The sequence below is a fragment of the Methanospirillum hungatei genome (assembly GCF_020216685.1).
In the GTDB taxonomy this organism is placed as follows: Archaea; Halobacteriota; Methanomicrobia; order Methanomicrobiales; family Methanospirillaceae; genus Methanospirillum; species Methanospirillum hungatei_B.
Genome location: NZ_JAIWNS010000201.1, coordinates 1 through 9,588, shown reverse-complemented (window position 1 = coordinate 9,588; position 9,588 = coordinate 1). Strand labels below are relative to the sequence as shown.

The window sequence follows — 9,588 nt, the reverse complement described above, 5'->3', positions numbered from 1 at the left end:
GGGTACAGAGTTTGAACAGTACTAAAGGAATTTAAGGTTGTAACGATCTCCATTATAATATATATTATTTTATATAATATTAAATCTTTCTCAATGAAATCCTCATTGAAGGATTTCCCATATCACTAGAAATTCAGACAGAGCCCATACACCATAAGGAACGGTATTACTATTCATCCCTCTTTCTCATCACAAACAACGCAACCTTCTTCCTTGACCAGTCCTGGATCATTCCTCCAAACAAGAGGAGGAGATCTGCCATCAGTATCACCCCGATCTCTCCGGTCCCGTGTAACATCATCCTGATTCTACATTAACCTCCGGGGATGAACCGGCCTACCCTCTCGTACCTGGCAAATAGGTAGAGAATTAAGATGGAAGGAAATGAAAACTTGATGAACCATGAAGGATGATACAATAGTATGAGTGAGTCAATAGAAATTCCCTCTCCACTTATGGAAAAGATCATAAACCTGAAAATTAGGCCAGAAGAATCTCCGATAGATGTTATCTCTCGAGCCCTGGAAGTTCTGGAGGACGATGACTATATCGATGAAGAGACGGCAGCAGAGATAGAAAAGGGGATTGAAGAATTTGACAGGGGAATCTTTACTACTGAAGAAAATATGGCGAAAAAGATTGGGCTTTGATGATGTTCTCCCTGGCATTTACCAAACATGCAGAGAGAACATTAGAGAAATTTGAACAAACAATTAGTCAAAAAATCTATAAAAACCTTCAGAAACTAAAATCAGACCCATTCAATTTTATTGAGCCCCTGAATAGACCAAAAGGTGCAGAACCATTGTATAAACTTCGAATAGGAGAATACCGGGCAATTTAGGCTATAAGAAACAAGGAAATGATAATTTTGGTGGTGGATATTGGCCATCGTAAAATGATATACCGGAAATATCAGTGAGATTAGTTAAAAAAATGTTGAAATTACAAGTTTAAGGGTTCCTTGGCTTTTTACTCCTTTTCTTAGCAAATAAAACGGATTATTTTTTATATCTGACATAGATAATCCTATGACATTTTTGTCAGAAAAAAACTTCGTAACAGTGGGTATGGTGATTTATCATGTGCCTACCATAAAGTCATGTAAAAAACAAAAATAAAATAGTTATTCCAAGGTATGAACACGAAATGCCTTCATTATATTAAGCAATCGGTAAGAATTTTTCTAAAAAATGGAAATTATTCTATACTCAAAACCGAATAAACATTAATTCGAACAGTCAAAGACACTGATCTGAAAAATAACCATAATATCATTATTATTTTTCAGTATTATTCATATCCAACAGTCGCTCCGAAAGGTTTTGATTGAATGATAAGACATACCATAATCCTGGCAGGTATAAATAAGGAAAACTAAAAATAAAGAAAATTTATTTGGTAATCATATAGCTGGTGAAAATTTCATCGGTTAATTCACGAATATCACTGCTCTCATTCGTTCGATAGGTGATTATCAGAAAATAAAAGGTATTATTTGCAGAAAGGACATACGTTCGTGTATTTGTTATTGCTCCATTATAAATGCATGAAAACTCAACAATTCTGGTTGGGTATCCTTCTTTAGATACCCCGGGAGTGTCTTTGATAATTTTAAAATCTTTAAACCCTTTATCCATTTTTTGTTTAAAAACTTCCATATATTGAGAAAAATCAACAGGTGTTTCAATATAATAACCATTGATTTTCACATTCCTATCTGGAACATCGAAGGTAAATTCACTATCATTCCCTATTGAGAGACTCCATTCTTCAGGGTACTCGAAAGTGTATTTTGAATCAGAAAAGATTTTTTTGTTATTTAAGAATGGATCTCTTATTTCCTCTCCTGGTATGCCTATATTTTTATATGTCTTGAGAAAATGTTGTTCCTCTTCCGTTAATAGCTCTGATCCCCCTCCATTAGAAATTATATTGGGGATGTTATTTTCCCAGAAGATGGTTGAAATCATTACCACTTCTCCATCTTTATTCTTTATGGTGAATTGTTTCGCAGGAATTTCTCCTACAAAAACATCACTAATATTACTTATGTCATAAATGAGAGCAAAGGAACGTGTCCATGAATCAATGAAATCATCCAAAGAGGAATATGATACACTCCTCTGGACGAGTCCGACAGTCATAGAAAATGGTGGATTATCACCTTTAAATTTAATTGAAGATTCGGATCCTGTGATTTGTGCTGATTTAGGATATTCTACCGTGAATAATGAACCTTTATAGACTTGATATTTCTGATTTATTGATTCCGTTGGTGAATCTTTTATTTGATCGGTTATCGATAAATTTTGTAATTGTGAAAGAGCATTTGTATTTAATGGATTCAATTGAAGAACCATCTCATATGCTTCCTTGGCTTTCTCATAGTTACCCATCAATTTGAGAGCTAAACCTTTATTATTCCATGCAAATTCATTATTCGGATCCAAAGCAATTGCTTTATCGGCTGCCTCAAGTCCTTTTTCGAAATAACCAAGCGTATTGAGTGCCCATGATTTTCCCACCCATGAGGACACATGTTTATCATTCAACTCGGTTGCTCTTTCATAAGCTAGTAATGCATCTTCTTCTTGTCCGAGATTCATCAAAGATTCGGCTTTATTATACCAGGGAGCAGAATATGAATTATTTAAGGCAATCGCCTCTTCAGCAGCTTTTAATGCATCATCAAATTGTTTCAGGTTTCTTAAGGCAGCTGATTTTATGTTCCAAGCCCTTTCTAAACTCGGATCTATTTGAATTGCCTTATCTGCTGCATCAATGGTACCTGAATAATCTTTATCTGAAAATCGATCATATGCAATGTCTATCCATTCTTGTGCGGTATGAGGAGTGTCTGCAGATATACAAGGGAATAAAAATATGAGCGTGAATAGTACCATGAGCATATAATAATACCCAATTTTTGTGTTCATGTTCCCCATAATTTTTGGTATATAGTGTGAACGAATATATATAAGTTATCTTAATTCGAGTTTCCTAATAAGTGCCATATATATCAAAACCTAATTATTAATACGGCTATATTTCCTTTCAGGAGTCAATCTAACCGAGAAATATTTTCAAACTGATCCGTATCACCAGAGTTCGTTATTTTTTTAAATTATATGGAAAATTTATTATATTTCATTGTAATTCTTCTATCCCCAAATTCACAAACAATGCAGCCTTCTTCTGTGGCCAGTCACGGACCATCCCTCTCACCTGTTTTGTCAGGACCACATACTCCTCTCCTCTTGGCCCGGTCAGGATAACCCGGTTTCCTGACTCTGATAATGAGAGACCATCCGGAGCAATACCGCCAAAGAGGAGAAGAATATCTGCCATCGGAATCACCCCGATCTCTCCGGTCCCGTCCAGCATCATCCGGATGCAATCATTCTCACCAGGGATGAGCCGTCCTACCTTCTCGTACCTGACCGGAGGAGTATCTTTGACTGAGGTGACAATAAACCCCATTATACGGCCCCTCCTGCATTATTCCGGGCACTGAACCTCTCACGATGATAACACCGTTCACACAGGCCTATCTTTGTCTCATCATCTATCCAGGTAACCGGGTGCAGGCGACAGAGATGACACCGGCCCAGAGATCGGTCGGTCTGTTTCATCGAGTGAAGCGGGAGAACACCTGGGAGTGCCCGGTATGTCATGACCTCCCGTGAGACTGCTGCACTATAACACCGTTCACAGATCATCCGTCTCTTCTGTCCGGGTGGATTCTTCCCTCCTCCCTTCTCACGGTACGTAACCCCTTTCCTCCCACAACTGTCACACGCCTGATTGGGTAATCTCTCTGCCAGGTGGAACATATCCGGATGAATGTCCATAATAGCTCCCTTTTTTTCAGGTTTTCCGATCTCTTCCGGCTCTTTATCAGACCTATGCATGCTATGCACATCTATGCACCGGTTATGCACACCCTGATGCATAGATGTACTCAGAGATTTATCCTCTTTTTCCGGTACATCCGAAGAGATCTGAGACTTCGATAGTATGTATGCATTATTTTCAGGTGCACATAGGGAATGGTTCTCATACGGTGAATCTCTGTATGCACCTTCCGGAGTGTGCATAGATGCTGATGAATCCACCATTTCATCGTTATTATCAGAAACAGACTCATTTTCAACTGCCGTATCTATGCATTCCGGCGTGCATAGGTCGTGCATAGGTGTGCATAGATGCATAGCACCATCTGGATCATCACCTGGATCAGGATTTGGGGTGCCTTCAGCAGATTCATCCAGCCAGCACGTAACACCGGCAGACCAGATCTCATCCATCTCATAATCCCAAGTGTAGATCCGTCCCCGTTGATACCCACCATCTTCCCGGGGTTCTAAGCGATCATAGAAGGAGAGCGGAGGGCATTTCTCAAGCAGGCCATCATGATCCTCCCGGTTTGGATTACCAGACAGGAGCCGTGATACTGTTGACTGGGATCGGCGGATAAGTTTTTGCAGTTCTTTCACGGTGAACTCTGTTTTTCCGGAGGCACGGATAGCATCAACCAGCATCTGTTCGGTGCTGGTCATCTTTGTCATCTGAGCCCCGCATGCCCCGTTTAAAAGAAGATAGATCTCCCGTGCCATCTCAAAATCCTGTTTCTCTGCCAGGATCTCTATCATGCCACCGATATCAACCCGCTTTCGCTGGAACTGGTACATAAAGGCGATTGATCTGACGAGATCGAGGAGCATGGTGGAATTTCTCCGGTTTTGTGAGTTCGTGAACCGGATACTCCGGGCAAAGGGGATTCTGACCGATACCGATGCAAGATGGTTCCAGAGAGCCCGGCAGATCCTCATCTCCCGTGAGATTAGTGTGAGAGGGGTTCCTGGTCGTGCTGCCTCCTCAAGTTCCCGAGCGAGGACCAGATCATCCTGTTCCTGGCTGTCATCAATCCAGACGGTGAGCATCCGGTTCCAGACCTGATCGTCTCCTGTTCCTTCCTTTTTTGCAATCCACCACAGGCACCGTTCAGGTATCACTTTTGTCAGACTATTCCGGTCCTTGTCAAGGGTCCGGTAGATGAACGGTTTTCGAAACGATGTGGTGACCCCTTTGAGCGTCTCCTGCAGTGACTGGGAGAGTGAGACATCATCTAGGCAGATGACTGACCCTTTCCGGAGATCCTTCTGGTAGAAGAGTGCCTTGTCAGTGAGACGGCCTCCGACACAGTATTCCTGGGGGATAAGATCCATCATGGTCTCGAATGCATGGGACTTTCCTTTTCCTGATTCACCGGTGACGAGGACATGCAGTCCCTTTGAGTTCTCTACGAGCCGGGATGCAAGAGACATGAGCAGGCATTTTGCGACGATTTCGTCTCCTTCATGTGCCTGTGCAAAGGTGTCAAGGATATACCGGATGGGATCTCCCTCATGGAGTATCCTGATGACGTCCTCCCGAACTTCCAAATCGTCATTTTCGGGGAGAATTGGATCTGTGGTAGTCAGTGCTGCAGGAGCTGGTGAGGATGTGTTATACGGCACTGCTCCATCCAGTTCCGCTTTTGCCTGTGCCGTTTTGCGGATCTGATCCTTCTTCCATTGATCATAGTCGCGTTTTGGTTTTTTCTGTCCATCAAACCTGGTCTTGAGTTCCTGCCACCGCTGGGAGTTCCCCCCGCAGGAATTATGGTGACAACCGGCAAATATTGCGCCGTTCGGGAACTGAATTGCATATGCTCCGTCCTTGTGAGCGGTTGAGAACGGGCATTCGTCAAAGACAAAGAGCCGGCCTGCATGATAGGGCTTTTCGGTATAGGAGAGACCATGGACGGTCAGCCACTGTGCAAGGTCGATGGAACCGGCTCCTGCTGCCCCGGCCTGGGTTATTTCAGGGATTTTGGGCATTCCGGTTATTTCGGTTATTCCGGTTAATTCGGTTTTTCCGGCTTTTTCGGACATTCCGGACATTCCATTGATCCCAGGGAGTCCTGCAGACAGGTCGGGCCGTTCGTATTGTGAGGCCAAAGTCATGAGGAGCGGGACCATGACCAGAGTGGTTTTTTCAGGAATACTGATAATCTGTGCGATTCGGTGTGGCCGTTCCGGGGTATGATCTCCTTTTTTGGATCTGGTTCCGTAGAGTTTCCATATCCGTGCCGGGTTTGCAACCGATGTGTCGATGGTTGTTTTTTCATCGGAGAATTTCTGATCCAGTGCAAGGAGACAGTCCTTGATGAGGGTTCCATTCTCCGGTGTGATCGGGAGATCTATCTGGTAGAGAAGGTGTGCCCCGTTTCCTGAGTCAGCAGAGATGGGATCAGGCCAGCCCAGAGAGGTGAGATATTCCTTAACTTCTGCTGCTTTTGCGAGTGCTGCGGTATGCTCTTCGTCTGATGATGATATCCCTGCCGGACGGACCGGATCAATATCGATTGGAAGCCAGGATCGTCGGATGATGTCTCCGTCTGCGGTCTGTGGTTCTCTCTGTCCTGCTTTCTTTATCCGGTTGGCACAGCGGGAGATGAGGACGGGGTTTACCCGGTTTAAGGTGACGTAGATACCACTCATTCCTGGTGTACTGTCAAGGATTGCAGCATCTCTCGCCAGTTTGTCATGATCGGTGTAGTACCCATAGTGGGTTCTCTCACCAAGTGCCCTGAGCTCGACGACCGATCCTTCCTGAAAGAGGAGGGAGAGGGCCTGTCTGATCTGCTCTTTGGGCCTCATTGCTCATCCTCCGGTTCGGTCGTCGGGTCATGCTCAGCTTTGACCTCCCAGACAAAGGAGGAGGGGTTTACTCCGCTCCTTTTGCTCCAGCAGGAGAACATCTCATTCATGGCAAGGGTGATGATCCGTCGCCGTCCTGTTCTGCTCCGGCCAATAAGTCCGGGGTACTGGTCAGGGTGGAGATCGATCTCATCTTCTATCCGCTGGCGTGAGATGAGGGTGTCCTCTGGGCGGAGGGCGGCAAGGGCTGCTCTTCTGATTTCAGGCTGATACCTGGCTTTCATACCATGGCCTCCCTGATGGCTATCGCTCCGCCGGGGAGGATTGAATACCTGGACTTCCCACCCGGGTGATAGAGCCAGAGTTCGGTTTTTCCGGGGACCATCCGGTCAAGGACAAGGGGAGAGGTCTTGGTTACGTCATTATGACAGGTCCTGATATCCGGAGTTCTGGCTGTTCTGATGATAAGTCCCAGAACATGCTCCCGGTTCCAGGCAATGAGATCAAAGATCCGGTCTTTGCCGCAACACCGGTCAATCAGGTATCCCCGTGATTTGAGTTCACTGATGGCAAACCATATGGCACATCGTCGTGCTTTTGTTTCAGACGACATGGCAGCCTCCGGTTTTGCTTGGGGGAAATGATAATATCCGTATAAATCTATAGCTTAGAACTGCCCCTGCCCTGATCGTCGTGCCTGCAAGCTGGATGATTGAGCGGGGGTATGCTCTTTTGATTCGTGTTCGTAGTCGCATGGGTTTCTCCATATTCATACGTGCTGGTTTTTTTTCTGTTTTCCGAAGGGAATACAGGGTTTGAGATCGGCCCGTTTATCAGGGTTTTTTGACGAGCGATAGAATTGGCTGTTTGTGTTGTCATTGGTAAATCCCTGAGTTATTCCAGGTTCTCTGAGATGGTTTGTGCGTACTGATACATCCTGTTTTGCATCAGGTCCTGGATATACCGGGTGCAGCAGGAGAGGTATCCAGAAGAATACCCGGAGGAGGGGATGCTCCCCCGGTGAGGCAACAGCGGTGTATTATACTACGAGGATAACCAATCCTCCCATCATGGTTGTATGAAGGGGTATTTGAATTTCAGGTAAACAGGGTGAAAGTGAAAAAGGGGTTTCGAGCGGAGTGAGGTATGATAGCGATCCAGGGGATTGGAGAGTGTATTGAGGGGATTTTCACTTTCGCGAAATCGGTTTTGATATTTAAGCATGCCGGCCCCTGGTTTCGGGATCATGAGACAGTGAATTTATAAACAAAGCGGCAGGGTGCGGTCATGAGTTCAGATGATCAGGTCGTTGAATCACAGTCAAACGATTCCACGTGCTTATGAGGGAATGGGACGAGGGGGATACCCGGTTTCTGTCATGGGTCAGGGTTTTGAGAAACAGGGGAGAGGGATGAGATGAAAACCACCGAAAGTGAAGAGAGTACAGTAACGAATATACCGGTCCAGAAATGATTTGAGGTGAATAAAAATTATACCACATTTTTTCACTAATTTCACACCTTCTGGAGTAAGAGTAATTTTCATCTTACATGAATTCAATTATGTATGTATGTCCGAAGAGATTGACCCCACAGTAAATATTGGTAAACCATATAAAAGGGGAATGTTACCCTACGGAGGTGCAACACAAAGAGGTAAGGTTGCATTTGTCGTGACAAAAGAAGAGTTCGATGATAAAATGAAGAGGCTTAAATCTATTCAATGGTAAAAACTGTTTTTCTGGATACATGTGTATTCTTTGATAGTATTGAAGATTATGCATGCAATACAATCATAAAACATGCATTTAATCTCGATTTTAAAATTGTTACTTCTATTACAGTGATAGGTGAAGCCATTGATCAGATGAGGGAACATGATGAACGTGATTATTATATTTCATCATTTATCTCTCTCCTTGATGACTGGGGAGTATACACATACTATCCTGATCCGGTGATTGCAGAGATCTGTTATCGATTGTCAACTCTTGATATTGATTATCGGGTTGAGAAGACTGACAGAGTTCATATGGGATACGCGATTGCAAATGGATGTGATTATTTCATCACTTCAGATTCAAACCTACAAAAATACCGAATTCCTCGTGAACTTGAGAGTGTACATTTTTTCAAACCAGTTACTATCAATCTGGATGATTTTAAAACAATTTTAAAATAAGTGGGAATAATTCATTTAATTAGAAATATAGAGAGAGAAAGCCGATACTTGGTAGTAGGAAATTGCAATAAGTAAATCCAAAATCACTAAAATTTGCAGCCGAGTGTCGGATAAAAGGTGATAATCGATTATATTACCATATATATACTCTCTCTGATACTATCACCTTTGGGGATATCGGGAAAAACCCGGAGAATATCTGGAGTTTACTCTATTATTCCGGGTATCTGAAGGCAGATGACCCTGCATTTGCAGAGTATGATCCATATCTTTTACCGTATTCTCTTTCTATTCCAAACCGGGAGATATATCCTCATGATCCCAAAGACCAGGACGTATTCGATTGGATACATTATCGATTGTAAGAATGTGAAAAAGGAGGGAGATGGAGAGAGGGCAGCTGCGGATGGGTTGGCACAGATACGGGAGAAGGAGTATATGGCTGCTTTGGTGAATGCAGGGGTACCGATGGAGAAGATAGTACGACTTGGAATTTCGTTACAGGGAAAGAAGGTAACGGTTCGGAGAGAGTAAATCGTAATTTTTTTGGGAAAAATGTGTTTATTCTCTATTTTTGGGCTTTGTTTAGATCACGGGTATAAAGAGAGATACATGAGGGGTTGTGCAACTCAGAATTCTTCACAATAAAACCTGCTACGTCGCAGGAAATTATTGGCAGTACGGGGGTCGGTATTGGTAT

11 protein-coding genes are annotated in these 9,588 nt (G+C 43.5%); 5 read left to right on the top strand and 6 right to left on the bottom strand.

Annotation, left to right across the window (positions count from 1 at the left end; genetic code table 11):
* Positions 1 to 169: 169 nt before the first annotated feature.
* Positions 170 to 301: a hypothetical protein gene (locus tag LDL35_RS12375; protein ID WP_304022858.1), complete on the bottom strand. Its 132-nt coding sequence runs from the start codon at positions 299 to 301 to the stop codon at positions 170 to 172.
* A gap of 121 nt (positions 302 to 422) precedes the next feature.
* Here LDL35_RS12375 and LDL35_RS12370 point away from each other — a divergent pair, with 121 nt between their 5' ends.
* Positions 423 to 650: a hypothetical protein gene (locus LDL35_RS12370; protein ID WP_304022855.1), complete on the top strand. Its 228-nt coding sequence runs from the start codon at positions 423 to 425 to the stop codon at positions 648 to 650.
* A 744-nt stretch (positions 651 to 1,394) separates the two neighbouring features.
* Here LDL35_RS12370 and LDL35_RS12365 read toward each other — a convergent pair.
* The 5 genes from LDL35_RS12365 to LDL35_RS12345 form a co-directional block, all read right to left on the bottom strand.
* The gene (locus tag LDL35_RS12365; protein WP_304022854.1) at positions 1,395 to 2,939 is read right to left on the bottom strand and encodes a tetratricopeptide repeat protein; all 1,545 of its coding nucleotides are present in this window, start codon (positions 2,937 to 2,939) and stop codon (positions 1,395 to 1,397) included.
* 211 nt (positions 2,940 to 3,150) lie between these two features.
* A complete protein-coding gene (locus LDL35_RS12360) occupies positions 3,151 to 3,483 on the bottom strand; it encodes a hypothetical protein (protein WP_304022852.1) in 333 nt (110 codons plus the stop codon).
* Positions 3,483 to 6,707 carry a hypothetical protein gene (locus tag LDL35_RS12355; RefSeq protein ID WP_304022850.1) on the bottom strand — a complete coding sequence of 1,075 codons (3,225 nt, stop codon included), beginning with the start codon at positions 6,705 to 6,707 and terminating at the stop codon, positions 3,483 to 3,485. The genes LDL35_RS12360 and LDL35_RS12355 overlap by 1 nt, the downstream gene beginning before the upstream one ends.
* A complete protein-coding gene (locus tag LDL35_RS12350) occupies positions 6,704 to 6,991 on the bottom strand; it encodes a hypothetical protein (RefSeq protein ID WP_304022848.1) in 288 nt (95 codons plus the stop codon). The genes LDL35_RS12355 and LDL35_RS12350 overlap by 4 nt, the downstream gene beginning before the upstream one ends.
* Entirely contained in the window at positions 6,988 to 7,320 is a 333-nt protein-coding gene (locus LDL35_RS12345; RefSeq protein WP_304022845.1) for a hypothetical protein, read from the bottom strand. Before LDL35_RS12345 ends, LDL35_RS12350 begins: the two co-directional genes overlap by 4 nt.
* A gap of 307 nt (positions 7,321 to 7,627) precedes the next feature.
* Between LDL35_RS12345 and LDL35_RS12340 the strand changes: the two genes are divergently transcribed.
* The 4 genes from LDL35_RS12340 to LDL35_RS12325 all read left to right on the top strand — a co-directional run bounded on the left by LDL35_RS12340 (position 7,628) and on the right by LDL35_RS12325 (position 9,422).
* The gene (locus LDL35_RS12340; protein WP_304022843.1) at positions 7,628 to 7,789 is read left to right on the top strand and encodes a hypothetical protein; all 162 of its coding nucleotides are present in this window, start codon (positions 7,628 to 7,630) and stop codon (positions 7,787 to 7,789) included.
* 488 nt (positions 7,790 to 8,277) lie between these two features.
* Entirely contained in the window at positions 8,278 to 8,436 is a 159-nt protein-coding gene (locus tag LDL35_RS12335; RefSeq protein ID WP_304022840.1) for a hypothetical protein, read from the top strand.
* Positions 8,430 to 8,888, top strand: coding sequence for a PIN domain-containing protein (locus tag LDL35_RS12330; protein ID WP_304022838.1), 459 nt, complete (start codon positions 8,430 to 8,432; stop codon positions 8,886 to 8,888). Before LDL35_RS12335 ends, LDL35_RS12330 begins: the two co-directional genes overlap by 7 nt.
* Before the next feature lie 315 nt (positions 8,889 to 9,203).
* Positions 9,204 to 9,422 (top strand): PD-(D/E)XK nuclease domain-containing protein, encoded by a 219-nt coding sequence (locus LDL35_RS12325; protein WP_304022835.1) that lies wholly within the window; start codon positions 9,204 to 9,206, stop codon positions 9,420 to 9,422.
* The last annotated feature ends 166 nt before the right edge of the window (positions 9,423 to 9,588 follow it).